The organism is Halomonas mongoliensis, from assembly GCF_052496345.1.
Genome location: NZ_CP199288.1, coordinates 2,384,475 through 2,408,145, shown reverse-complemented (window position 1 = coordinate 2,408,145; position 23,671 = coordinate 2,384,475). Strand labels below are relative to the sequence as shown.

Genomic DNA, 23,671 nt, shown 5'->3' with positions numbered 1-23,671 from the left:
TCAGTCGGCTGTCGGGCTCAGGCCCGCGACAGCGGCAGGCTCTGCAGATATTCGTCGGCCCGATGGGGGTCGAAGGTGCGGCCCATGATCTCGAAGCTGGGGTAGCCATCCAGCGGCTCCTGCTCCGCCTCGGCCATGCCGAGCTCCGCCATCTGGCGCCTGGCGTCGGTCATCAGGAACACCTCCTCGGCCAGCGCCTTGAAATCCACCTCCTGCTTCAGGTAGCCCCAGCGCTTCATCTGGGTGAGCATCCAGGTCGCCATGCCGTACCAGGGCATCGGCTCGAAGCCGGAGCGGTCGGGCTGGTCCTGGATGCCGCCCAGGCCGTCGGCGTAGCGCCCGGTCAGCGCCTGGCGAATGACGATCTCCGGCTGGTTGAGGTAGTTGGGGGTGGAGATCGCCTCGGCGATGGTGGCGAGGTTGGCCGGATCCCGGGCCATGGCGGAGGCGTTGAGCACCGCCCGATAGAGCGCGGCGAAGGTGTTGGGATTCTCCTGGATGAACGCCTCGGACATGCCGAAGGAGCAGCAGGGGTGGCCGTTCCAGATCTCCTTGGTCAGCAGGTGCAGAAAGCCGATCTGGTCGTAGACGGCGCGCTGGTTGAAGGGGTCCGGCCCCAGGAAGCCGTCGATGTTGCCGGCGCGCAGGTTGGCCACCATCTCCGGGGGCGGCGTGACCCGAAGCTGGACGTCGTTGTCTGGGTCTAGGCCGTGCTCGGCCAGGTAGTGGCGCAGCAGGAAGTTGTGCATGGAGTATTCGAAGGGGATGGCGAAGCGAAAGCCCTTCCAGTTGCGCGGGTCGCGGTTGTCCTTGTGCTTCATGGCCAGGGTGATGGCCTGGCCGTTGGTGTTCTGGATGGTGGCCACGCGCATGGCCTGTCGCGACGAGCCGAGCCCCAGGGAGATGGCCAGCGGCATGGGCGCCAGGAAGTGGGAGGCGTCCAGCTCGCCGTTGAGCATCTGGTCGCGCACCAGGGCCCAGCCCGAGCTCTTGATCAGCGAGACGTTCAGCCCCTGTTCGGCGTAGAAGCCCAGGGGGTCGGACATGATCAGCGGCGTGGCGCAGTTGATGGGAATGAAGCCCACCCGCAGGTCCTTCTTCTCCAGCGGCCCCTGGTGCTCCTCGGCCATGGCCTGCAGGCTCTCCATGGGCAGCACGCTGGCGATGGCTGCCATGGCGCTGCCCATGCCCACCGCCTTGAGGAAGCGCCGCCGGGTGGCATCGTGGGGAAACAGTGCCTTGACCGCCGCCGCCTCCACGAAGTCCCGGGAGAGGGACTCGGGGTCCTGCGCCCTCGCCTGCCTGGCCGCTGCATCGTGGTCCGCCTGGCTCTGGTGCTGGCCGCAGCTGCAGCCGCCCAGGCGGGAGTCGCTCGAGTAGGGACGGTAGATATTGTTGTCGCTCATGGCTTGTCCTCGAAGGTGTTGTGCAAGGGGTCAGGCGGCGCGGCGGCCGGCGCCCACGCTCAGGGTGGCCAGGACGCACTCGCCCTGGCGCTGTTCCATCTCGAGCCGCTCCGCGTCGTCGCTGACCGTGACCCAGTCGGCATCGGGATCCGGCCGGCCGCTCAGGGTGATCGGCAGCTGCCGGGTCTTGAGGCGCACCACCGGCGCCGCGTGGCGGTAGCCCGGGTGGTCACGCTCCAGCAGCGCATGGGCCAGGGCCTCGGCCTGGCGCGCCAGCGGTTCGATGAAGCGACATGGCTGGCCCTCGATGGCGATGCAGTCGCCCAGGGCGAAGATGCCGGGCACGCTGGTGGCCAGGGTGCGCCCGTCCACGCAGATCCCGCCGGCGAAGTCGAGCCCGGCCTGACGCGCCAGGCGCGGCTCGGTGGCAAGCCCGGTGGCGGCGACCACCTGATCCACCACCAGCCGCTCGCCGTCGGCCAGCTGCACCACCCGCTCCCCCGCCGCGTTGCGTTCGACGCCCGCGACCGCGACGTTCGGGCGCACCGCGATGCCCAGCGCCCGCTGGGCCTCCAGCAGGCGACGCCCGGCGGCCTCCGGCAGCAGTCCGGCCAGGGGGTAGGCGTGGCGGTCCAGCAGGCTCACGCGATGACCGGCCCGGGCGAGATCCTCGGCCAGCTCGCAGCCGACCATGCCGCCCCCCACCACCGCCACCCGCGCCGGCCCGTCGGCCAGGGCCCGCTGCAGCCCGCTCCAGCCGGCCAGGTCGTTGACCCGCCAGCAGTGCGCCTCGGGCAGCGCCGCGGGCAGCGCCGGCCGGGCGCCCATGGCCAGCACCAGGCCGGTGTAGCTCAGGGTGCCGCGGGTGGTACGCAGGCGGCGCGACTGCGGCGAGAGGCCGGTGACGAAGGTGCGGGGCAGCAGCTGCACGCCCAGGCGCCGCGCCGCCTCGCTCCCGGACTCCCGCACCAGGTCATCGGCGCTCTGGCCGCGGCTCAGCGCCACCGACAGCTCCGGCTTGTGGTAGCGGTCGCCCGAGCAGGCGGTCACCAGGGTGATCGGCAGGTCGCGATCCAGGGCCCGCAGCGCCTCCACCGCCGCCCAGCCGGCCAGGCCGGCGCCCACCACCACCGCACCGACGCGGCGGGGGCTGGCGTCGGCCGCCACGGCCTCCACCGGCTCCCGGGGCACGAAGGGCTCGAAGTCCGCCTTGGTCACGCCGCACAGCGGGCACTCCCAGTCGTCGGGGATATCCTCGAAGCGGGTGCCGGGGGCCAGGCCGCTGTCCGGGTCACCCTCCGCCTCGTCGTAGATCAGGCCGCAGGCGCGGCAGATGTACTGCTGAAAGGGACGCTCCTCGCTCATGACGGCATCTCCTCGCGCATCAGGCGCGCCATCTCCCAGCGCAGGTGCTTGATGGCCGGCGTCACGATGGCCACGAAGTGCGCCTCGCGAATGCGCCGCTGGGGGGCCGCGCTCATCAGATAGCCCCTGGCCCCCTGGTGGAGCAGCGCCGACTGGGAGGCGCGCAGCGCCAGCTCGGCCCCCTGCACCCGGGCGTCCAGCACCTCGAGCAGGAAATCGCGTCCGCCCTCGAAGGGGGTCTTCGCCAGCGTCAGGGCGCGCTGGCGCAGCTCGTCCAGCTCTGCCTGCAGGGCGTCGGGGCGCTCGTCCAGGTGCTGGTTGACGTGCCCCAGCGCCGGCTCCACCTCGCGGATGGCGTCGATGCTGCCCTGGGTGACCCCCACCGCCATGCCGGTCTGCAGCAGGATGAAGGCCGCCTTGATGCGGGCGATGAAGGGGCGCGCCGGGTCGGCGATCAGCTCATCCTCGCCGACGAAGTAGTCCTTGAGGGTGATGCTCCAGGTGCTCGAGCCCTCCATGCCGGAGAAGGCCGGGCACTGGCGCAGCGCCACCTCCTCCCGGCAGTGCAGCACGAACATGATCTCGTGGGAGAGGCTGCCGTCGGCGCCCTCGACCCCGGCCAGGGCGCCGCAGTACTGACCGGCGGCGATATGGCTCACCCAGGGCAGGGTGCCGCTGACCCGATAGCCCCCCGGGACCCGCCGGGCCCGCAGCGCCAGGCTCTCGATCCCCGACAGCGCCTTCATGGGGTTGGAGAGCGCCGTGCCGCCGAAGCTGTCGCCCCGGGCGTGGCGCTCCAGGAAGTCACCGCAGAGCGCCGGGTTGCCAGACTGCTCCAGGTAGAGGCCGAAGACATCGTGGGCCCAGACCAGAAAGCCGGTGGTGCCGCAGTGGCGGCTGACCTCGGCCATGGCGCCGATGGCCTGGTCGAAGCGCTGGCCGCGGCGGTCCAGGTGGGCCCCCAGGCCCCCGGCGCGCCCCAGGGACGCCATGATCTCCAGCGGGTAGTGGCCCCGGTCGATGCGTCCGGCCATTTCGGCCAGGGGGCCGGCGGCGATCCGCTCGACCCGCGACAGGATATCGGCACTCGAGGCGTCGCCGGGTGGAAGCCCCGGGGCGGGGGGCGGCGCTGTGCGAACGGCGTTGGCAGTGGCGGCTTCGATCATGGTCATCTCTCCGTGCAGGCGTTCAGGGGTACGGTCGCGCGGCTTATTCCGGGTCCGCCAGGCTGATGCTGAAGGGGATGGGGTTACGCATGGTGTTGGCCACCGGGGAGTAGAAGTTGGCGTGCCGGACGATCTCGTCGAGCTCCTCGCGGCTGGCGTCGCCCTCGACCAGCACCTTGACGCGGATCTCCTGGAAGCCCATCTCGGGAGGCTGCTTCTCGGCACCGCCGGCTCCCCAGGCGGCGGGGTTGCCGATATCCCCCTCCAGGAAGATCTCCAGGCGGCTCAGCTTGACCTGCTTCCAGGTGGCCACGGCGGTGATGCCCACCGCCAGGCAGCCGCCCAGGCCGGAGAGCACGATCTCGCCCGGCGCCGGCGCGGTATCTTCGCCGAACAGGTGCAGGGGCTCGTCCACCACCACCTGGTGCCCGCTGACGTGGCTGATGGTGCGGTACTGCCCTTCGGTGACGGTGTGGACCTTGTTGGTGCCCCGGGTGGCAGGGTTGCTGCGGCCCTTCTCGGCGAAGCCCAGCAGGCCGTCACGGTCGATGGGGCGCAGATAGTCGGAGCCGGTGGTGGCAACGGTGGCGGAAACGGTGGCTTCGGCGGCTTGGCTCATGGTGTTCTCCTGGGTGTCTCGAATTGCTTGATGAACGTTTTCACCAAGCAGTTGCAAGCCAGGCACCAGGAATGCCAAAAACCCTACTGAGTCTTTTATTTTCAGATACTTGAAAACCAGGCAAGGGACCTCGAGCGATCCCGGGAAGCCCGACAATGTCGGACAGAGTGGCGACAATGTCGACAATTGGTGCGACGCACCATGCCAAGAGGCCATGGCGGTGCAGGGAGAGGAGCGGTATCAGCGACAGGTAGCGCCCCCTCTCCGGGCCAAGGGGGCGAGCGCGCTCCGGGACTGCTAAAGTACTGGGCGCCAATCGCAACGGCGGCACCCCTTCATTCGCCCACCAGACAAGGAACGTTACATGGACCACAACTCTCAGGAACTTCTGCGCGACCTGATCGAGCCGCTCTACCGCGGCAAGTTCTGGATGCAGCTCACCGGCGTGATGCTGATCCTCTCGGGGGTGCTGACCGCCCTCTCCATCGTCGGCCTGATCGTGGCCTGGATTCCGATCTGGGCGGGCTGGGTGCTGATGCAGGCGGCGGGCGCCGCCGGGCGGGTCTTCGAGAGCGGCGACTCCCGGGACATGAAGTTCGCACTCGGCAAGCTCAAGACCTACTTCACCATCTTCGGCGTCCTGATCCTGATCTACCTGGCCATCGCCGTAGGCGGCATGCTGTTCGGCGCCATCGGCATGATGGGCGGCAGCTGGTAGCGGCTGACGCCCCGCAGCGGACCATCACGCGAGCGCCCCCGCCGGGAAACCGGCGGGGGCGCTGCGTATCAGGGTGGGCACTCGCTCAGCTTGGCATCACGGCGTCGTGGAAGGCGCGCTCCCTGGCGACGGTCTCGCGGAAGCACTCGGCCATGCGGGTGAAGGCGGCGTCATCGAGCGCTTCGGCCTCCTCGTCCAGGCGGCGGCGCAGCCAGGCCACGAACTCCTGAAAAGCGGGGTTGTCGTGCAGGTCGATCCACTCCCCCACCAGGGGGTGCAGCCCCTCGGCCCGGGTGATGCGCAGCGCCCACTCGAGATAGATCCACTCGGTGACCACCAGGGCCGCGAGAATCTCGGCGTAGCCGCCGGCGCTGCCGGTCTCGCGCAGCAGCGCCTGGAAGGCGCGGGTCTCGGGCAGGTAGTCCGGCGCCTCGCGCTGGGCCGCGGGCACCTCGAAGGCCTCGAAGGTGCGCTGGAAGGTGCTGTTCTCGTCGCTGGTGAGCATGCCCATGAACTGCCCCAGCACCACCCGGTCTTCCATGCCCGGCGCGCGGCCGATGGCGAAGCCGATCAACGCGGTGAAGGGATCGACGAAGCCGTAGTCCTGCACCATGTAGGCGGCGAAGTCGTCACCCGAGAGGCGCCCCTCGGCCAGGGCGTCGAAGAGCGGGTGGTTCACGGTGGCGGACCAGTCGGGCTCGCTGATCTCGCGCAGCCAGTCGGTGAGGCGCGGCGCATCCTGCTGCGCCGCCCAGGCGGTCCAGTCGGCTCGAGTCGTCATCGGGCGTCTCCTTGCAGTGTCGTTTGAAATCTCGCCCCCGGGTACCGCCAGGCGATCAGCAGGCTCACCAGGGTAGAGGCGACCAGCGCCCCCAGGAAGGGCGGAAGCGTCGGGATGCTGTCCGGGAAGGTGGCGGCGAGCACCCCGGCGGAGAGGCTGCCCAGGGTGATCCAGCCCGGCACGATCGCGCCGAGCAGGCCCGCCACGCCGCCGGCCACGGCGGCCAGCGGCGACATGCGCCGCCACAGGCCCAGCAGCACCGGCAGCAGGATGGCGGCGCACAGGAGATCGGCGATCAGGAAGAGGCGCAGCACCGAGAAGCCCTGCAGGGCCACCCACACCACCGGCAGCATCAGCGCCACCGTGGCCAGGCGCGCCGCCCGCACCGAGAGACCGCGCCGGCCGGAGCTCGCCACCGCCATGGAGGCGATGGCGTTCTGTAGGGTATCGACGCTGGAGGCCACCAGGGTCACCGCCAGCACCAGGGCCGGCAGGCCAAGCCATGCCGGCGCGGCGGAGAGCAGCGCGAAGAAGGGAATCGGCGGCTCGCCGAGCGGCAGCGCGTGCATGGCGGCCACCATGCCCAGCCCGCCGATGGCCATCACCACCAGCAGGCTGCTGGCCCCGCCCAGCAGGGCCCCGCGGGCCAGGGCGCGGTCATCCTCGGCGGCCCACACCCGCTGCCAGTAGCCCTGGTGGAAGAGGTTGGCCGCGGTGACGGCGATCACCAGGGTGAGCGCCACCGAGAGCGCGCTGCTCGTGGGAATCGAGGGCATCACGGCCTCGGCGGGCATGGGCGGCAGCCACCACCAGGCCACGCCGCCCACCAGCACCAGCAGGGCCAGCAGCAGCCAGGCCTGCCAGCGGTCGGTGGCGAGGCTCGCCCGCAGCCCGCCCAGGGTGGTGTAGACCAGGGTGACCACCGCCACCCCGAGGATCACCAGCGCCGGCGGCACGTCCGAGAGCAGCGCGGCGATGGCGCCGATGGCGGTGAGCTCGGCGGCCAGGAAGATCGCCATGTAGGCCACCGAGACGAAGGAGACCCAGCGCCGCACCCCGGCGCCGTAGCAGGACTCGGCGAACTCGCCGATGCTGCGCCCCTCCGGCAGGTGACGGCGGATCGCCGGGCCGTAGAGCCCCAGCACGATAAAGGGCAGCGAGGAGCCGATGGCGTAGCCGGCCAGCGCCACCGGCCCCACGAAGGCGCCGATCTCCGGCGGCGCGAAGAGGATCCAGGCGCCCATGCTGGAGGCCAGGAAGGACAGACCGATGGCCTGGGCCCCTTGGGAGTTGCGGGCGGTGACGTAGTCATCGAGCAGGCCGTCGGCCCGGCGGGCCCTGAGGCCCAGGAAAGCAAAGCACAGCAGCGCCGCGCCGAGCACGGCAGACGTCAGGTAGGGCATGTCGCGCTTCCTCCGCCGGCATGAACCGGATCAGGTCCAGGGTCGGCGCTTGGCCCTCTCAGCCCCCGCAGCTGCGGCGGGACTCCCCTGGCGACAAGTGAATGAGTTGTGTGGGCCCGCCGCTGTCGGTAACGCGACGGGCCGGAGGCATCATAGCGAGGCCATGGGCTGGCGGCCAGAGGCTACGGGGTCACCACTGACCACCCGACCACGACGTTGGAGCCCTCTCGCGGCGAGACGATGTAAAAGCCACCCCTCTTGATTAGTATGAGCGGATACTATCGGCATAGAGCGGGGAGCAAGCCTTGCTGAATCTTGACACTCGTCTTCGACAAGCAGCCTTTCAGCGCCTTGAGGCCATCACTCGACAGTTTTCGAATGATGTCCCCTGGGAAGCCATTGCTGAACCTGTGCCTATGGGTGAAGAGACGTTCTATATCGCCAGCCGGGCCATTGGCATTTTCAAACCCAGACAGATGCCGGATGGCATTTTGAGCATCAAGACCGTGGTGCCCAAGCAGGGGCGAGTCAATATCTATTCCGATGGCGCAAGCGATGAGGGAGGCTTCTGGTACTCGCTTGAGGCGGGAGGAACAGCCAAGGCGGCAAATCGGCAGCTACTGATTAGCTATGAAAGGCAAGACCCCATCATCTACCTGATGGGCGTGGCTCCAGGTCGCTACTTCCCCTTATGGCCCTGCTATATCGATAGCGTGGACCTAGCTAGAGAGCTATGCCATGTCAGCATGCGCGAAAGAATCGGCGATGTGCGCCGTGTCGCAGAGACCACCGGCACCTACGACGTCGATGAACTAGAAAAACGCTACGTCATCCGTGAAGCCAAAACGCGGGTTCATCAGGCAGAGTTCCGTGCACGCGTGATGCAGGCATACTCCAATCGCTGCGCTATGACCGGTCTACCCGTGCCACAACTGCTCGAGGCAGCCCATATCATCCCGGACCCGCATCCAGGGAGCACCACCGAAGTCAGCAACGGAATCTCTCTCAGCCGTCTTCACCATCGGGCTTACGATGCCGATTTGATTGGCATAGACCCCGACTACCGGATCCATCTAAATGACGACTTGCTATCGACACAAGATGGCCCGCTTCTCGAAAGCATGAAGCAGCTCAACGGCCACAAAATCTTCACCCCCAAGCGTTTGGATCAAAAGCCAAGCAAAGAGGCCCTTGAGCTGCGCTATCAGCAATTTTTATCTCGATAGAGCCCCTACTTCTCCCTCGCCACCCTACCCATCAGGTAGAACTCCTCGTTGGGCGGGGTGCCGGCGAGGGTGACCAGGCGGTTGGACATGCCGAAGAAGGCGGCGATGGCGCCGATGTCCCAGATGTCGTCCTGGGTGAAGCCGACCTCCAGCAGACGGGTCTGCCACTGGTCGGTGAGTTCGCCGACCTCCAGCCCCGAGTGCATGGCGAAATCCAGCATCACCCGGTGGCGCTCGCTCAGATTCGCCACCCGGTGGTTGATGGCGATCTGGTCCGCCAGCAGCGGGTCCTTGCTGTAGATGCGCACCAAGGCGCCATGAGCCACCACGCAGTAGAGGCACTGGTTACGGGCGCTGGTGGCCACCACGATCATCTCCTTCTCCGCCTTGGTCAGGCTGTCGGACTCCCGCTCCATCAGGGCGTCGTGGTAGGCGAAGAAGGCGCGGAACTCGGCCGGGCGATGGGCCAGCATCAGGAAGACGTTGGGGATGAAACCGGCCTTCTCCTGCACCGCCAGCATGGCGTCGCGGATGTCCTCGGGGAGGTCCTGGATCGACTCGGGGATGGGAAAGCGGCTGATGAGGGTGGTCATGGTGACTCCTGGATTGTGGTTGTTATTGGAAAACGTCAGTTAACGTCAACGTCAACAGGCTGTCCATACGGCGTGTGTCGAAACCGGGTCCGAACGGTACGGCGCCCAGCCTGTCCAGCGGTGGTCTCCGCCGGGAGTCCTTCGGCCTCCAATCGCCCGGGGGACCCGGGCTCCTACAGAAAGACAGCCAAGGGAGCCATGAACCGAGACGGGAGGCCTGTGGCCTCCATTCGCCCGGCAGAGCCGGCCTCCCACAAGGGACCCGGGCTCCTGCAGAAAGACAGCCAGGGGAGCCGTGGACCGAAACGCACGCGGCCCCGCCTCTTTCGAGGCGGGGCCGTGGCGTTGGCGAGCCGACCCGGGGATCAGCTCAGGGACAATCAGCTCAGCGAGATGGTGCTGTTGATGCCGCTGGAGACGTTCTCCGGCTCGAACCAGCGGGCGGTGACGGTCTTGGTCTGGGTCCAGAAGGCGATGGCCTGCTTGCCGTTGGGGCCCAGGTCGCCCAGCTTGGAGGCGCGGGAGCCGGTGAAGCTGAAGTAGGCGACCGGCACCGGGATCGGCACGTTGATGCCGATCTGGCCGACGTCGATGTCGGTCTCGAAGCGACGCGCCACCCAGCCGGAGTTGGTGAAGATGGAGGTGCCGTTGCCGTTGGGGTTGGCGTTGATGAACGCGATCGCCTCGTCCAGGGTCTCGACGCTGACCACGCAGAGCACCGGACCGAAGATCTCCTCGCGGTAGATGGTCATCTCCGGGGTCACGTCGGCGAACAGGGTCGGGCCGACGAAGTTGCCCTCGGGGTAGCCCTCGACCTGATAGCCGCGGCCGTCCACCAGCAGCTTGGCGCCCTCCTTCTCGCCGGCGGTGATCAGCCGCTCGACGCGTTCCTTGGCCTGGGGAGAGACCAGGGGGCCGAGGTCGGCGTCGGTCTGGGTGCCGGGGCCCACCTTCATGGTCCTGGTGCCCTCGACGATGTCCTCCAGCCACTCGCGGGCCTCGCCCACCAGCACCACCACGGAGTTGGCCATGCAGCGCTGGCCGGCGGCGCCATAGGCGGAGCCGAGCAGGTTGTTGATGGCCTGGCTGCGGTTGGCATCGGGCATGATCACGCAGTGGTTCTTGGCGCCCATCATCGACTGCATGCGCTTGCCGGCGGCGGCGGCGCGGTTGTAGAGCAGCGAGCCCACGTGGGTGGAACCGATGAAGGAGAGCGCCTTGATGTCGGTATGGTCGGCGATCTGGTTGGCGACGTCGGGGCCGCCGTGGACCACGTTGAGCACGCCGGCGGGAATGCCCGCCTCGTGAGCCAGCTCGACCAGGCGCATGGTGGAGGTGGGGTCCTGCTCGGAGGGCTTGAGCACGAAGGTGTTGCCGGTGGCGATGGCCAGCGGGAACATGAAGCAGGGCAGCATGATCGGGAAGTTGAAGGCGGTGATGCCGGCGCCCACCCCCAGCGGCTGGTGCATGGTATAGACGTCCACCTCGTTGGCGGCGTTCTCGGCCAGCTCGCCCAGCTGCAGGCTGGTGATCGAGCAGGCGTGCTCCACCACCTCCAGGCCGCGGCCCACCTCGCCTACGGCGTCGGGCAGGGTCTTGCCGTGCTCCTCGGTGATCAGCGCGGCGAGCTCGTCGGTGTGCTCACGGATCAGCGCCTGGAGCTTGAGCATGATGCGCATGCGCTTGCCCAGCGGCACCTTGCGCCACTCCTTGAACGCCTCCTTGGCGCTGGCCACGGCGCGGTCCACCTCCTCCGCGGTGCAGAAGGGCACCCGGGCGACCACCTCCTGGGTGGCGGGGTTGACCACGTCGCGCCACTCCTGGCTCTGGGACTGGACCGGCTGGCCATCGATGAACATGGGAATTTCGCGGACTGACATGGAGCGCTTCTCCTTTACCTGTAGTGTCGCCGCCCGGGGGGCCGCCTTGTTGTTGTTACCGTCTGCCGAGTCGACATGCTGCGCCGACGTGGACCGCCCTGGCATTAGACTTTGTGTGTATAAAAACACGAAAGCTGATGAGGACGAGTCTATCCAGAGGTCGGATGGCGCCACAATAGGCACTCGGGCACATTGCTTGTGCGCTGATGCACAACCATACCTATCCAGGAATCCCCATGCAGCTCGACTGGCAGGACATCCAGATCTTCCTCGAGGTGGCCCGCAGCCAGCGGCTCACCGACGCCGCCCGCCGCCTGGGGCTGGACCACTCCACCCTCTCCCGGCGCACCCGGCGCTTCGAGCAGAAGCTCAACGCCCAGCTCTTCGAGCGCAGTACCCACGGCTACCACCTCACCGAGGCGGGGCAGCAGCTGCTCGCCCATGCCGAGGAGATGGCCCGCCACGCCTTCGAGGCCGGCGAGAGCCTCACCGACAAGAACCACCAGATCAGCGGCCAGATCCGCCTGGGGGTCACCGAGGGCCTGGGCACCTGGGTGATCGCCCCCCTGCTCTCGGCCTTCTGCGAGCGCCACCCGGGAGTCACCCTGGACCTGCTCGCCCTGCCCCGGGTGGTCAACCTGAGCCGCCACGAGGCGGATCTCGCCATCACCGTGGAGCGCCCGGTCAGCCCGGGGCTTGTGATCTCGCGGCTCTGCGACTACCGGCTGCGCCTCTACGGCAGCGAGGGGTACCTCGAGCGTCACGGCACGCCGCAGCGGCTCGCGGAGCTTAGCCGGCACCGGCTGATCGGCTATGTGGATGACCTCATCTTCAGCGAGCAGCTCGGCTACCTGGCGCCGCTGCTCGACCCGGCGGTGGTGGACCCGCCGCCCCACTTCCCCCTGCGCAGCACCAGCGTCACCACCCAGCACGTGGCCGCCCGCCACGGCACCGGACTCGCCGTACTGCCCTGCTTCATGGCCGAGACGGACACCACCCTGACCAGCGTGCTGGATGATGAGGTGGAGATCGTGCGCCAGTTCTGGATCACCGCCCGCCAGGAGCAGCGCCAGCTGGCCCGGGTGCGCCTGCTGTGGGACTTTCTGCGCGAGGCGCTGGAGGCCAATCGCCCCTTCCTGATGGGCGAGGCCGGCGAGCTGCTCTTTCCCGAGCCCTGAACGGGGCGCCTCGACGCTGCCGGCTTGATAAAACCTGCCTATCGCCACGGTGGGGAATCTCACCTTGTACTAATGAACCCCCCGGGCTTACCTTGAATGGCAGCCGGACAGGGAGCCGCTTCCCAGCCGCATGCGGCCGGGAGTTGATATGGCTCATTGTCCCCCCGGGAAGTCATCGTCTATATAAGGATGGCTATTCCCGAAACGAAGCTCAACGCAGCCAAGATGGAGAGCGATATGGGTGATCAGCAGAACACTGGCAAGTGCCCGGTCATGCACGGCGGCAACACTGCTGCAGGCCATTCGAACATGGATTGGTGGCCGGAAGCGCTGAACCTGGACATACTGCACCAGCACGATCGCAAGACCGACCCGATGGGCGAGGACTTCAACTATCGTGAAGAGGTCAAGAAGCTCGACTTCGAGGCGCTGAAGAAGGACATGCACGCCCTGATGACCGACAGCCAGGAGTGGTGGCCGGCGGACTGGGGTCACTACGGCGGCCTCTTCATCCGCATGTCCTGGCACGCGGCGGGCACCTACCGCATCGCCGACGGCCGCGGCGGCGGCGGCACCGGCAACCAGCGCTTCGCTCCCATCAACTCCTGGCCGGATAACGTCAGCCTGGACAAGGCGCGCCGCCTGCTGTGGCCGATCAAGAAGAAGTACGGCAACAAGGTCAGCTGGGCCGACCTGATCATCCTGGCCGGCACCGTGGCCTACGAGAACATGGGCCTGCCCTCCTTCGGCTTCTCCTTCGGCCGCGAGGACATCTGGCACCCCGAGAAGGACATCTACTGGGGGGCGGAAAAGGAGTGGCTGGCACCCTCCGACGAGCGCTACGGCAACGTCGAGAAGCCGGATACCATGGAGAACCCCCTGGCCGCCGTCCAGATGGGTCTCATCTATGTGAACCCGGAGGGCGTCAACGGCCAGCCCGACCCCATCAAGACCGGTGAACAGGTCCGCGAGACCTTCGCCCGCATGGCGATGGACGACGAGGAGACCGCGGCGCTGACCGCCGGTGGCCACACCGTGGGCAAGTGTCACGGCAACGGTGATGCCGATGCTCTGGGCCCGGAGCCCGAGGCGGCCGACGTGACCGAGCAGGGCTTCGGCTGGCACAACCCCAATATGCAGGGCAAGGCCGCCAACGCCGTCACCTCTGGCATCGAGGGCGCCTGGACCACCCATCCGACCAAGTTCGACATGGGCTACTTCGACCTGCTGTTCGGCTACGAGTGGGAGCTGAAGAAGAGCCCCGCCGGCGCCTGGCAGTGGGAACCGGTGGACATGAAGGAGGAAGACAAGCCCCTCGACGCCACCGACCCCTCCAAGCGTCACAACCCGATCATGACCGACGCCGACATGGCGATGAAGATGGATCCGAAGTACCGCGCCATCTGCGAGAAGTTCATGGCGGATCCCGAGTACTTCAAGGACTGCTTCGCCCGCGCCTGGTTCAAGCTGACCCACCGCGACCTGGGCCCGAAGGAGCGCTACATCGGCCCCGAGGCGCCCCAGGAAGACCTGATCTGGCAGGACCCGGTCCCCGCCGGCAGCACCGACTACTGCGTCGAGGCCGCAAAGCAGAAGATCGCCGAGAGCGGCCTCTCCATCGGTGAGCTGGTCGCCACCGCCTGGGACAGCGCCCGCACCTTCCGCGGCTCCGACATGCGCGGCGGCGCCAACGGTGCCCGCATCCGCCTGGCCCCCCAGAAGGACTGGGAGGGCAACGAGCCTCAGCGCCTGGCCAAGGTGCTCAAGGTCTACGAGCAGCTCTCCGCCGAGACCGGCGCCAGCGTGGCCGACCTGATCGTGCTGGGCGGCAGCGTGGGCATCGAGCAGGCCGCCAGGGCCGCCGGCCACGATGTGCTGGTGCCCTTCATCCCGGGGCGTGGCGACGCCACCGCCGAGATGACCGACGCCGAGTCCTTCGAGCCGCTGGAGCCGGTGGCCGACGGCTTCCGCAACTGGCAGAAGAAGGACTATGTGGTCAAGCCGGAGGAGCTGATGCTCGACCGCGCCCAGCTGATGGGCCTGACCGCGCCGGAGATGACCGTGCTGGTCGGCGGCATGCGCATGCTGGGCACCAACCACGGTGGCACCAGGCATGGCGTCTTCACCGACCGTGAAGGCCAGCTGACCAACGATTTCTTCGTCAACCTGACCGACATGGCCTACACCTGGAAGTCCGCGGGCAACGGTACCTACGAGATCCGCGATCGCAAGAGCGATCAGGTGAAGTGGACCGCCAGCCGCATCGACCTGGTGTTCGGCTCCAACTCCATCCTGCGCAGCTACGCCGAGGTCTACGCCCAGGATGACAACCAGGAGAAGTTCGTGAAGGACTTCATCAAGGCCTGGACCAAGGTGATGAACGCCGACCGCTTCGATCTGGAGCAGTTCCAGAAGTGATCAGGGCCTGAGCCGGGCGCCCGCCCGGCTCATATCGGCTCACCGATACAGAGGCGCCCGGGGAAACCCGGGCGCCTTTCTTGTGCCTGAAGGCAGCAGCGATCAGGTGCCGCAGAATGTCCTGAAGACCTTCTCGGTGGCCGGCGCCGGCTCGGCGTACGCCTCCCGGCCGGGCTGCTCGGTGAAGGGGTCGGCCAGCACCTCGCGCAGGGCCTCGAAGGGGCCGAAGTCATCCTGCTCGGCGGCGGCGGCGATCATCCGCTCCACCTGGTGGTTGCGGGGAATATAGAGCGGATTGACGGCGTTCATGCGCGCGGCGATCGCTTCACTGCCGACGCCCTCCCGGGCCAGGCGCTCGCGCCAGCGCGGCAGCCAGTCGCGCAGGGCCGAATCGTACTCGAAGAGCTCGAGCAGCGCGGGGGCCTCCTCCTCCTCCACCGCCTCAGCCTCTTCAACCGCTTCACTCAGGCGGCGGAAGGCCAGGGTGAAGTCGGCGCCGCCCGCTTCCATCGCCTCGAGCAGCGCCTCGGCCAGTTCACGGTCGCCCTCCTCCTCCTGCACCAGGCCCAGCTTGGCGCGAAAGACCGCCAGCCACTCGGCCTCATAGCGCGGCTCGAAGGCCTCGAGCACCGCCGTGGCCCGCTCGATGGCGCGCTCCTGATCCGCGTCGATCAGCGGCAGCAGCGTCTCCGCCAGCCGCGCCAGGTTCCACTGGGCGAGCCAGGGCTGGTTGCGATAGGCGTAGCGCCCCTGTTCATCGATGGAGCTGAACACCGTGGTCGGCGAGTAGGCCTCCATGAAGGCGCAGGGGCCGTAGTCGATGGTCTCGCCGGAGATGGCGCAGTTGTCGGTGTTCATCACCCCGTGGATGAAGCCGAGCCCCATCCACTTCGCCACCAGGGCCGCCTGACGCCCGGCCACCGCCTCCAGCAGCGCCAGATAGCGCTCACCCTCCTCCAGGCTCAGAAGGTGTGGATAGTGCCGCTCGATAGCCAGGTCGGCGAGGATCCTCACCGCCTCCCCATCATCCCGGGCGGCGAAGTACTGGAAGGTACCGACGCGCAGGTGGCTCGAGGCCACCCGGGTCAGCACCGCGCCGGGCTCCGGCACCCGGCGGAAGACCCGCTCGCCGGTGGTCACCGCGGCCAGCGCCCGGGTGGTGGGCACGCCCAGGCGATGCATCGCCTCGCTCACCAGGTACTCGCGCAGCACCGGGCCCAGCGGCGAGCGGCCGTCGGCGCCCCGGGAGAAGGGAGTCATGCCGGCGCCCTTGAGCTGGATATCGCGCAGGCGTCCGTCGCGGTCGGCCACCTCGCCGAGCAGCACCGCCCGGCCGTCGCCCAGGCGCGGATTGAAATGGCCGAACTGGTGGCCGGCGTAGGCCTGGGCCACGGGCTCGGCGCCTGGCGGCAGGACGTTGCCGGAGAACCACTCGGCGGCGCGCGCCTCGTCGAAGGCCTTAAGGTCGAAGCCCAGCGCCTCGGCCAGGGAACGGTTGAAGGCCACCAGCCGCGGCGCGGGCACCGGCACCGGGTCGAAGCGGATGTAGAAATGCTCGGGCAGGCGGGCATAGCGCAGGGTGAACTCGGGAAACATGGCGGCTCCGATAGGCGGCAGGGGCGTGAATACCCGAGTATAACGCTCGGAATTGCGGTTATCGACCCACCCGCGAACCGCACCTCGCGTCGCCAGCAGTGGTGGTTTGGGCGAACGGGGCATCAGACGATCAAGACCCATGCCTTACCAGGATCAAGATGAGCACTGGCCTCTCGACCGAGCGCGGCAGGCCGCCACCGGGCGGCCTACCCTGCGGGCGCCGAGGTGGTAAGCAACAGCGATACGGCGAGCAGAACCGCCCCCATCAGGACGCCCTCGGTGGCAATACTGAGGCGCAGCCGACGTCCCGCTCCCGGCATGCCACGGGCGAGATCCGGCACCCACCGCCAGCGGTTGAGGGCACCCAACGAGAGCAGCAGCGCTACCAGCCCCAGCTTCAGCAGCAGCATCTGGCCATAGGCGGAGCTCGGCAGCGCGGCAAGCCATCCTCCTGTCAATCTTGCCATCAGACTGCCTCCGGCGACCAACAGCAGTGGAATCAGCCACATGCCGAAACGTCCGAAGCGGCGCAGCAGACGGACGGCCTCGCCATCGCGCCCAGAGCCCCCCGCCAGCCGATACAGCGGCATCAGGGCAGCCAGCCAGGATGAGACAACGAGTAGATGAAGTACCAGAAGCGTGCCGAGAACGCCATCTCCCCGGGTATGCCCTACCCGGGTGAAGGCCAGCAACACCAGGATCACGCCGAGCAGGCTCGCCCCGTGGCGCAGGTGGCGCCACCGCACCCCAGCCAGGTTAGCCTGCAGCAGTAGCAGACCCGCCACCGCCAGCCAGAGTCGGTGGCCTTGGGCGCCCTCCATCACGATGCCAAGCAGCAGTGGGTCTGTGGCCGCCGCCAGGCTGCCGCCGCCCAGGTAGGCGGCCTGCAGCGGCCACAGCAGCAACACCAGCAAGATACCCAGCCAGGCGGCCAGCAGGCTGGTGAGCCGCAGCCTGAGCGCCTCGGCGGGCGGCAGGTCGGGAAAGGCGAGACGGAAGAGCTGCCCCCCCACCGCAAGCAAGGCGGCGCCATAGAACCCCGCCGTCACCACGACCCGACCCGCCGTCCAGCTATCCAGTCCGAGCAGAACCTCGACGATCACTCCTGAACCGTGAAGCGATAGTCACCCGACATGCTATGGCCGTCCTCGGCGATACCGCGCCAGGTCACCTGATACTCACCCGGGTCTAGGTCGTCGGCCGGCGCCGCCGTATGGTTCTCTCCCATCTCAGCGCCGGGGCTCTCGCTCAAGGCGACGTCGCCCTCCGGGCCCTTGACCTCAAACTGAGTAATACGGATCGGCGAATCGAAGCGCAGCTCGAACAGCTCCGGCGACTGCTCGACGACCTCATCCGCCGCCGGCACCTGACCGATCAGATGAGCATGGGCCCAGAGCGGTTGGCTGATCATCAGGCACAGCACAGCTAAGGCGCCTGCCAGCAGCGCATGCTGAAATTTCAACGTCATGAGTCTCTCCTTGTTCATCGCGTTTTGGGCCGGAGGCATCCGAATCCCACCAAACGATGGCCCGTGGGCCACTCGCCGTCAAGGCGCGTGCCTTCGGCAACGTCGGGACATTACCGACGCCAAAACAAAGTGGCAGGCGCCCTGGTCAGCCCCGATCCTACCGGCGGGGTGAGCAGGCCCAGCACCAGGGTCAGGCAGACCACCACGCCGAACTGATAGGGGCTGATGCCGAACTGCTCGGTGGCGATGGGCAGCAGGGTCGGCATCACGAGTATCATCGCGGCGATGCCGTCGATGATCATCCCCACCAGCAGCAGCACCGCGATCAGCAACAGCAGGAAGAGGAGGGGTCAGTGGTCATTGCCGCGATCCAGGCAGCGGCCCGCTTAAGGGTACCGACAGCCACCGTCGGCGCCGCCTTGCCGGTTCGCCGAAAGTGCACGCAATTCCCCACGCTTTCGGAGGAGATTGGACATTCGCTTTTCGGGTGAGTAGGGTAATGTCCCCCGGATCAGGACAATATCGACAAAAAACCGATCCCTGACATGCCGCGGCCCCAGCGCCCGGCCACCCTGGTCTTGCCTCACCGCAGACTGGATCGCCGTACCCTTCGACTGACCGTCGTCGACGCCATCGAGAGAGAAGGAATCCATGTCGCGCCACTACGCCGATGAGGGCCGGTGCATGCCGCGCCGCCCGCCGCCCGATCTCCCCTTAGCGGGGTAATGCCTCCACGGCAGGTTCTGCCGTGTTCGGTTGCCATCCCCTGACGCTGCGCCCATGCGCCGGCGGCACTCTGCTGCCTGCCTGCCCGCTCGCGGACAGACCGCTCGCGCCGTCACGGCCCCTGGCTCCCCCAGCATCGTCACTGCGTTCGGCACTCCGGCTCGCCCGGCGTGCCCGGGACGCCTCCGTTCCACCTACCGAGGGAATGCTCTTGAACAACGAGCTCTATCAATTCTCGACCCTGACGGTCCTTCTGCTGCTGCTCGCCTTCTACGGCGGCACCTACCTGATGACGCTCGGCATCCGCAAGAAGAACGAGGACGCCGACGCCTTCATGGTCTCCAACCACCGCGTCGGCTTCGGCATCGGCGCGGCCAGCATGACCGCCACCTGGATCTGGGCGGCCTCCTTCTACGCCGCGGCCACCTCCGGCTACACCTACGGCGTCTCGGGCCCCATCCACTACGGCCTCTGGGGCGCGCTGATGATCCTCTTCATCTACCCCTTCGGCCGGCGCTTCCGCAAGCTCGCCCCCAACGCCCACACCCTGGGCGAGCTGATCCACGCCCGCCACGGCTCCTCCAGCCAGCTGATCCTGGCGCTCTCCAACGTGCTGGGCAGCGTGATCAGCCTGATGGTCAACTTCACCGCCGCGGGTGCGCTGGTCTCGGTGCTCTCGCCGCTCTCCTTCCAGGCCGGGGTGATCATCGCCGGCGTCGGCGTGCTGCTCTATACCCTCTGGTCGGGCTTTCGCGCCTCGGTGCTCACCGACTTCGCCCAGCTGGTGGCGCTCATGGCCATTGCCATCGTGATCATTCCCGCGGTGTTCTTCGCCATGGGCGGCCCGTCCGAGCTGGTGGCCGGCCTCGACACCCTGACGCCGGAGCAGGCCAGCTTCTTCTCCATGGACGCCATCCTCAACCAGGGCGCGCCCTTCTTCGTCGCCGTGCTGGCCTACGCCATCGGCAACCAGACCATCTCCCAGCGCCTCTTCGCGGTGAACGAGGACCACATCAAGCCCACCTTCCTCACCGCCACCGTGGGCTACGGCGCCATCGTCATCGGCCTGGGCATGATCGGCCTGATGGCCCTGACCACCGGCATGGAGCCGCTCAACGGCGACATGAACAACCTGATCCCGCAGATGGTCTCCGGCTACCTGCCGCCGCTGTTCATCGCGCTCTTCTTCATCCTGGTGATCGGCTCGCTCTCCTCCACCGCCGACTCCGACCTCTCGGCGCTGTCGGCGATCATGATGGCCGACGTCTACGGCAAGAACATCGCCCGCGGCAAGGCCGACCCCAAGCGCATGCTGCTGGTGGGCCGCCTGACCATGATCATCGCCACCATGGTGGGCGTGGTCTTCGCCAGCTTCGCCCTCGATATCCTGGTGATGCTGGTCTTCGTGGGCGCGCTGTGGGGCGCCATCGTCTTCCCGGTGATCGCCAGCTGCTTCTGGAACCGGGTCACCAACCAGGCCTTCACCACCTCGGTGCTGGTGGCCATGGTGCTCTTCTGCGTGGCGCGCTTCGAGCTGGTCTCCCTGGACGGCGGCAGCGGCCTCTTCTTCGAGCTGCTGGCCAGCGTGGGCGGCGGCGTCATCATCGGCCTGATGGTGTTCGGCTTCCTGGGTCGCACCGCGGGCTTCATCGCCGGCCTGCTGGCCCTGGTCGCCATGCTGGTCTTCGCCACCGGCTTCCTGCACGATTACACCGTGCTGCTGGCCTCGCTGACCGCCTACGGCGCCAGCACCGTGGTCTGCGTGGTGATGAGCCTGCTGAGCCGCCAGCCGGACTTCGACTTCGACACCATCCGCGAGCGGGTCGGCGACTATGACAGCCACGAGGAGGCCCCCGGCGCTGCCGACGACGACGCCCTCCCCGCCGCCACCCGCCTGGCGGGCCAGCGCTGATTGCGAGCGTTGCCCCTCACTCACACAGGCGCTGCCGTACTGCGACAGCGCACCATGCTCCACAAGGCATGACAAGGGAGAACGAACATGACCGCCCTCTATGGTTTCTACGTCCTGATCTGGCCCGCCCTCACCCTGGGCGTGCTGGCGCTGATCATCCGCGCCGTGCTGCGCGACCGCCGCAAGGCGAAAGAAGAACAGCGCGAGCTGGTGTAGACCGCCAGCCAGCCGAACGCAACGGGCCCCTCATGGGGCCCGTTGTCGTTGCAGCCTCCGAGGCCTCCTTCGGGGTCAGACCCTTAAATTCCCTTAAGGGCCTGACCCCGAGGGGAGCTTAGCGGCCGATCAGGGCGGTGGTGAGCCAGGGCTGCCAGGCCAGCAGCACCAGGGTGGCGAGGCTCGCCAGCAGGAAGGGGAGCAGCGAGCGGAAGATGCGCATGGGCGAGGCGCCGGTCATGGAGGAGGCGATATAGAGCCCCGCCCCCACCGGCGGGGTGAGCAGCCCCAGCACCAGGGTCAGGCAGACCACCACGCCGAACTGATAGGGACTGATGCCGAACTGCTGGGTGGCGATGGGCAGCAGGATCGGCACCACGAGTATCAAGGCGGCGATGCCGTCGATGATCATCCCCACCACCAGCAGCACCGCGATCATCAGCAGCAGGAAGAGGAAGGGGTCGGTGGTCATGGCGGCGATCCAGGCCGCGGCCATCTGCGGCAGCCGCTCGTAGACGATCACCCAGCCGAAGACGCCGGCGGCGGCGATCAGCATGATCACGAGCCCGGCGTTCACCGCGGTGCGCTTGAGCACCGTCGGCAGCATGGCGAAGCGCAGGTCGCCGTAGAGGAAGCGCCCCAGCAGCAGGGCGGCGAGCGACGCCAGGGCCGCGGACTCCGTGGGCGTGGCCAGCCCCAGCAGGATGCCGCCGATGATGATCAGCGGAATGGCCAGCGCCGGCAGCCCCATCGTCAGCGCCGTCTTCGCCTCGGTCCGGGTGGGCCACTCCCCCTTGGGGTACTGCTTGACCAGCCCCACCACGGCGATGGCCAGGAAGAAGGTAAAGCCCAGCAGCAGCCCCGGCAGGATGCCGGCGATGAACATCTCGGCGATGGGCACCTGGGCCATGACGCCGAAGAGCACGAAGAGCATCGACGGCGGGATGATCGGCGAGAGCAGGCCCCCGGCGGCGGTGATCGCCGCGCTGTAGGGCTTGTCGTAGCCCTCCCGCTCCATGGCCGGCACCATGGCCCGGGACATGATGGCGATCTGGGAGGCCGCCGAGCCGACGATGGCCGCCATCATCATGTTGGCCACCAGGTTGATATAGGCGAGCCCGCCCCGGAAGCCCCCCACCAGCAGCCGCGCCAGGTCGATCAGCCGGCGGGTCACCCCGCCCTCGTTCATCAGCTCGCCGGCCAGCATGAAGAGCGGGATCGCCAGCAGGCCATAGCTCTCGATGGCCCCGAAGAGCTGCTGGGGGTAGGAGTCGAAGAGCACGCTGTTGCCCGAGGTCTGGATATAGACCATGGCGGTGAGGCCCAGCACCAGGGCAATGGGCACGGCGCCCAGCAGCAGCAGCACGAAGACCGCAATCGTCATGGCGTGGCCTCTGGCGGCGCCTGGCCGGGGTCACGCAGCCCGCGCAGGGCGCCGCCCAGGTTGACCAGGCCGTGGAAGGTCAGCGAGAGCGCGAACCAGGGCAGGATCAGCCACACCCAGAACTTGCGGATGCCAAGCGTCGAGGTGCGCTCCGAATAGATGAAGTTGAAGGTCTCCCCCTGGAAGGCGCGGAAGTCGAAGCCCGCCTGGGCCAGCGCCAGGGGCTGGTACCAGCGCCAGCAGAGCCACAGCAGCAGCGCCGCGAACACCAGCACGGCGAGGTCCACCGCGGCCATCAGCAGCCGATGGCCGAAGCCCGACAGCAGGTCGCTGACCAGGGTGACCGAGATGCTCTGGCGGCGCTTGAGCACCGCGCTTGCGATCAGGAAGGTCATCCAGATCATGGCGTAGATGGCCAGCTCGCTGACCCAGTAGAGGGGGCTGCCCGCGGCGCGAAAGGCCACGTTGACCAGGATCAGCAGGGTGACCGCCGCCGCGAGCGCCGCGGCGGCGGCCTCCTCCAGGCGTGCCAGGCGATCGGAGAGGCGGGAGAGCATCGGCGCAGCGCCTCCTTACTGACGCAGGCGCTCGGCTTCCTCGCGCAGCGCCTCGAGCATGGGCGCCTTCTCGGCCCAGGTGGCCTCCCACTCGGCGATGGCCTCGCTGAAGAACTCGGCGTCGGCCTCGACGATATTGAGATCCAGCTGGCGGATCTCCTCCTCCTGAGCGGCGTCCATCGCCTGGAAGCCGGCCAGCACGTTCTCCAGGTGTTCGGCCATGGTGGTCTCGATCAGCTCGCGATCCTCGGCGGAGAGCTCGCGCCATACCCGCCCCGACACCACCCCCACCATGGGGAACATCATATGGTTGGAGATCAGCAGGTTATTGGCCTGCTCGTAGAATTTGAGGATCAGGATCGAATCGAAGTCCATGTCGATGGCGTCCACCTGGCCGTTGGCCAGGGCGTCATAGACCTCGAGCAGCGGCATCGGCGCCGGCGCCGCCCCGGTGGCGGTGTAGAAGTCGCGAATCGGCTCGAAGGGGGTGATGCGCAGGCGCTGGCCGCGCATGTCCGCCTGGCTCTCGATGGGGCTGCGGCTGAGGACCTGGCGCATGCCCACCATGCCGTAGCCGAGCCCGACGAGGCCCACCTCGGCGGGCATCAGCTCGAGCAGCTCGGCGGCGGTATCGGAGCGCAGCAGCGCCGCGGCGTGATCCACACCGTCCACCAGGTAGGGGGCATAGAGGGCGCCGAAGTCCGGGATGCGGTTGGAGATCTCGGCGATGGTCAGGAACGCCATGTCCAGGGCGCCGGTCTGCAGCTGCTGGACCATCTGCGCCTCGTTGCCGAGCTGCTGGGCCGGGTAGACGCTGACGCTGTGCTCGCCGCCGGAGCGCTCGTGCAGGCTCTGGGCGAAGGCCTCGGCCTCGGTGGACCAGAGGTGCTGGGGCGGCGTGATCAGCCCCAGGCGGAACTCCCGGGCCTGGGCGGTCAGGGAGGTGGCGGCCAGAGCGGCGGCGGCCACGGCAAGCGTCAGCGTCTTGAGTCGGGTCATGGAGAGCCTCGTGTCGGTCCAGCGTGGCCCGGCCGTCTCGATGCAGTGCACGGCGGCGGG

The 23,671-nt window shown here is 67.9% G+C and carries 21 protein-coding genes and 1 riboswitch; of the genes, 6 read left to right on the top strand and 15 right to left on the bottom strand.

Features of this window, described 5'->3' with window-relative positions; translation table 11 throughout:
• Window positions 1-17: 17 nt before the first annotated feature.
• Genes ACRYRV_RS11355 through ACRYRV_RS11340 form a run of 4 tightly spaced genes read right to left on the bottom strand, consistent with a single transcriptional unit; the run spans window position 18 to window position 4,556 of the window.
• Entirely contained in the window at window positions 18-1,406 is a 1,389-nt protein-coding gene (locus ACRYRV_RS11355; protein WP_444985089.1) for an ABC transporter substrate-binding protein, read from the bottom strand.
• A gap of 30 nt (window positions 1,407-1,436) precedes the next feature.
• Window positions 1,437-2,771 (bottom strand): FAD-dependent oxidoreductase, encoded by a 1,335-nt coding sequence (locus ACRYRV_RS11350; RefSeq protein ID WP_444985090.1) that lies wholly within the window; start codon window positions 2,769-2,771, stop codon window positions 1,437-1,439.
• On the bottom strand, window positions 2,768-3,937 hold the full coding sequence (locus ACRYRV_RS11345) for an acyl-CoA dehydrogenase family protein (protein WP_444985091.1): 1,170 nt from the start codon (window positions 3,935-3,937) through the stop codon (window positions 2,768-2,770). The genes ACRYRV_RS11350 and ACRYRV_RS11345 overlap by 4 nt, the downstream gene beginning before the upstream one ends.
• 43 nt (window positions 3,938-3,980) lie before the next feature.
• Complete coding sequence (locus ACRYRV_RS11340; RefSeq protein WP_062375954.1) at window positions 3,981-4,556, bottom strand: OsmC family protein; 576 nt, start codon at window positions 4,554-4,556, stop codon at window positions 3,981-3,983.
• Window positions 4,557-4,920: 364 nt separating this feature from the next.
• Between ACRYRV_RS11340 and ACRYRV_RS11335 the strand changes: the two genes are divergently transcribed.
• Complete coding sequence (locus ACRYRV_RS11335; protein ID WP_444985092.1) at window positions 4,921-5,274, top strand: DUF5362 family protein; 354 nt, start codon at window positions 4,921-4,923, stop codon at window positions 5,272-5,274.
• Between the two features lie 85 nt (window positions 5,275-5,359).
• On the opposite strand, the gene ACRYRV_RS11330 is transcribed toward ACRYRV_RS11335, so the two are convergent.
• The gene (locus ACRYRV_RS11330) at window positions 5,360-6,055 is read right to left on the bottom strand and encodes a TenA family protein (RefSeq protein WP_444985093.1); all 696 of its coding nucleotides are present in this window, start codon (window positions 6,053-6,055) and stop codon (window positions 5,360-5,362) included.
• Complete coding sequence (locus ACRYRV_RS11325) at window positions 6,052-7,458, bottom strand: sodium:solute symporter family transporter (RefSeq protein ID WP_444985094.1); 1,407 nt, start codon at window positions 7,456-7,458, stop codon at window positions 6,052-6,054. Before ACRYRV_RS11325 ends, ACRYRV_RS11330 begins: the two co-directional genes overlap by 4 nt.
• Window positions 7,448-7,557: riboswitch (TPP riboswitch) on the bottom strand. (Overlaps the previous gene by 11 nt.)
• A 206-nt stretch (window positions 7,558-7,763) precedes the next feature.
• On the opposite strand from ACRYRV_RS11325, the gene ACRYRV_RS11320 reads away from it, so the two are divergent.
• Window positions 7,764-8,684 carry an HNH endonuclease gene (locus ACRYRV_RS11320; protein WP_444985095.1) on the top strand — a complete coding sequence of 307 codons (921 nt, stop codon included), beginning with the start codon at window positions 7,764-7,766 and terminating at the stop codon, window positions 8,682-8,684.
• Window positions 8,685-8,689: 5 nt separating this feature from the next.
• On the opposite strand, the gene ACRYRV_RS11315 is transcribed toward ACRYRV_RS11320, so the two are convergent.
• Entirely contained in the window at window positions 8,690-9,277 is a 588-nt protein-coding gene (locus ACRYRV_RS11315; protein WP_444985096.1) for a peroxidase-related enzyme, read from the bottom strand.
• A 380-nt stretch (window positions 9,278-9,657) separates the two neighbouring features.
• A complete protein-coding gene (locus ACRYRV_RS11310) occupies window positions 9,658-11,157 on the bottom strand; it encodes a CoA-acylating methylmalonate-semialdehyde dehydrogenase (protein ID WP_444985097.1) in 1,500 nt (499 codons plus the stop codon).
• Window positions 11,158-11,393: 236 nt separating this feature from the next.
• Here ACRYRV_RS11310 and ACRYRV_RS11305 point away from each other — a divergent pair, with 236 nt between their 5' ends.
• Together ACRYRV_RS11305 and katG are read left to right on the top strand one after the other, a co-directional pair.
• Entirely contained in the window at window positions 11,394-12,335 is a 942-nt protein-coding gene (locus ACRYRV_RS11305; protein WP_444985098.1) for a LysR family transcriptional regulator, read from the top strand.
• 237 nt (window positions 12,336-12,572) lie between these two features.
• The gene (gene katG, locus ACRYRV_RS11300; protein WP_444985099.1) at window positions 12,573-14,753 is read left to right on the top strand and encodes a catalase/peroxidase HPI; all 2,181 of its coding nucleotides are present in this window, start codon (window positions 12,573-12,575) and stop codon (window positions 14,751-14,753) included.
• A 102-nt stretch (window positions 14,754-14,855) separates the two neighbouring features.
• Here katG and ACRYRV_RS11295 read toward each other — a convergent pair whose 3' ends face one another.
• The 4 genes from ACRYRV_RS11295 to ACRYRV_RS11280 form a co-directional block, all read right to left on the bottom strand.
• On the bottom strand, window positions 14,856-16,349 hold the full coding sequence (locus ACRYRV_RS11295) for a protein adenylyltransferase SelO (RefSeq protein ID WP_444985100.1): 1,494 nt from the start codon (window positions 16,347-16,349) through the stop codon (window positions 14,856-14,858).
• Window positions 16,350-16,555: 206 nt separating this feature from the next.
• On the bottom strand, window positions 16,556-17,452 hold the full coding sequence (locus ACRYRV_RS11290; RefSeq protein ID WP_444985102.1) for a CopD family protein: 897 nt from the start codon (window positions 17,450-17,452) through the stop codon (window positions 16,556-16,558).
• A complete protein-coding gene (locus ACRYRV_RS11285; protein ID WP_444985103.1) occupies window positions 17,449-17,817 on the bottom strand; it encodes a copper resistance CopC family protein in 369 nt (122 codons plus the stop codon). The genes ACRYRV_RS11290 and ACRYRV_RS11285 overlap by 4 nt, the downstream gene beginning before the upstream one ends.
• A gap of 110 nt (window positions 17,818-17,927) precedes the next feature.
• On the bottom strand, window positions 17,928-18,149 hold the full coding sequence (locus ACRYRV_RS11280; RefSeq protein WP_444985104.1) for a TRAP transporter large permease subunit: 222 nt from the start codon (window positions 18,147-18,149) through the stop codon (window positions 17,928-17,930).
• 605 nt (window positions 18,150-18,754) lie between these two features.
• Here ACRYRV_RS11280 and ACRYRV_RS11275 point away from each other — a divergent pair.
• Together ACRYRV_RS11275 and ACRYRV_RS11270 are read left to right on the top strand one after the other, a co-directional pair.
• Window positions 18,755-20,455, top strand: coding sequence for a sodium:solute symporter family protein (locus ACRYRV_RS11275; protein WP_444985105.1), 1,701 nt, complete (start codon window positions 18,755-18,757; stop codon window positions 20,453-20,455).
• A gap of 87 nt (window positions 20,456-20,542) precedes the next feature.
• Complete coding sequence (locus tag ACRYRV_RS11270; RefSeq protein WP_253445187.1) at window positions 20,543-20,671, top strand: putative transporter small subunit; 129 nt, start codon at window positions 20,543-20,545, stop codon at window positions 20,669-20,671.
• Window positions 20,672-20,789: 118 nt separating this feature from the next.
• Here ACRYRV_RS11270 and ACRYRV_RS11265 read toward each other — a convergent pair whose 3' ends face one another.
• From ACRYRV_RS11265 to ACRYRV_RS11255, 3 genes are read right to left on the bottom strand one after another with little or no spacing between them, the layout of a single operon-like run.
• On the bottom strand, window positions 20,790-22,055 hold the full coding sequence (locus ACRYRV_RS11265; RefSeq protein ID WP_444985106.1) for a TRAP transporter large permease: 1,266 nt from the start codon (window positions 22,053-22,055) through the stop codon (window positions 20,790-20,792).
• Window positions 22,052-22,612 (bottom strand): TRAP transporter small permease, encoded by a 561-nt coding sequence (locus ACRYRV_RS11260; RefSeq protein ID WP_253445194.1) that lies wholly within the window; start codon window positions 22,610-22,612, stop codon window positions 22,052-22,054. The genes ACRYRV_RS11265 and ACRYRV_RS11260 overlap by 4 nt, the downstream gene beginning before the upstream one ends.
• A gap of 15 nt (window positions 22,613-22,627) precedes the next feature.
• A complete protein-coding gene (locus ACRYRV_RS11255; RefSeq protein WP_444985107.1) occupies window positions 22,628-23,611 on the bottom strand; it encodes a TRAP transporter substrate-binding protein in 984 nt (327 codons plus the stop codon).
• Between the last annotated feature and the right edge of the window lie 60 nt (window positions 23,612-23,671).